Source organism: Bacillus sp. NH11B, assembly GCF_001884205.1.
Classification (GTDB): Bacteria; Bacillota; Bacilli; order Bacillales; family Bacillaceae_G; genus Bacillus_A; species Bacillus_A proteolyticus.
On sequence record NZ_MAOG01000075.1, the window covers coordinates 1 to 1,238 of the forward strand.

Annotated in this window: 2 protein-coding genes; both read left to right on the forward strand. The window is 38.9% G+C overall.

Features of this window, described 5'->3' with window-relative positions:
- The first annotated feature begins 164 nt into the window (after positions 1-164).
- Positions 165-590, forward strand: coding sequence for a phage holin family protein (locus tag BAU27_RS11520; protein WP_071770943.1), 426 nt, complete (start codon positions 165-167; stop codon positions 588-590).
- Positions 590-1,238 (forward strand): glycoside hydrolase family 25 protein (locus BAU27_RS11525; RefSeq protein WP_071770944.1); only part of this gene is annotated, 649 nt, incomplete at its 3' end. The genes BAU27_RS11520 and BAU27_RS11525, both read left to right, overlap by 1 nt.

The window sequence follows — 1,238 nt, forward strand, 5'->3', positions numbered from 1 at the left end:
CTACTTAGGCAGAATGGATGGTTCTCTTCCGTATGACATTTACTCTCGCAAAGATGGTTGGATTGATATTGGTCAAAACACTTGGGTAGAAGAGAAACAATCTGATATTCGATAATAGCATAGCCGACCTTTGTGGGTCGGCCTTTTTTTAAGGAGTGTAACAAATGAATCAAATTAATATATTAACAAAATCGTTTATAGCTACATTAGGTGGCTTTTGTGGATATTTCTGGGGAGGTTGGGATGCGGTTTTGCAAATATTAGTAATAATGGTAGCGATTGATTATATCACAGGCATGATTGCAGCAGGATATAACGGAGAATTGAAAAGTAAAGTTGGTTTCAAAGGCATTGCCAAAAAGGTAGTGCTTTTTTTATTAGTTGGGGTGGCTGCGCAGTTGGACAACGTAATCGGTAGCAATAGCGCTATTCGTGAAGCAACCATCTTTTTCTTTATGGGTAATGAGCTTTTATCAATCTTAGAAAATGCAGGACGTATAGGAATCATGTTACCTTCTGCATTAACAAATGCTGTTGAAATTTTGGGCGGCAAACAAAAACAAGAAGAGAAAAAAGGAGATGTTCAATAATGGGACACATTGTAGATATTTCAAAATGGAATGGTGATATTGAGTGGTCAGTTGCGGCCCCGCAACTTGATTTAGTGATTGCACGTGTACAGGATGGCTCAAACTATGTAGATCCAATGTATAAATCATACGTGGCTTCTATGAAGTCCCATAGCGTACCATTTGGAAACTATGCTTTCTGTCGTTTCGTATCTGTAGAAGATGCTAAAAAAGAAGCACAGGACTTTTGGGCGCGTGGAGACAAAGACGCATTATTTTGGGTTGCAGATGTAGAACAGGAAACGATGGGTAACATGGTAGCAGGTTCACAAGCTTTCATTGATGAGTTATATCGTTTAGGTGCTAAAAAAGTAGGTTTCTACGTAGGTCATCATATGTATGAACAATTCGGTATGTCTAAAGTGAAAGCAGACTTTACGTGGATTCCTCGTTATGGTGGAAATAAACCAGCATATCCATGCGATATCTGGCAATACACTGAAACGGGACAGGTACCTGGAATTGGTAAGTGTGACTTAAATCTATTAGTAGGAGATAAACCACTTTCTTGGTTTATTGGACAAAAACCGAATGTTTCGCAACCAGAGGGTATTGGGTTCGCCAAATCAAAGTATCCAGAAGGGTTTGGTGTTAACTATCATGATAAAC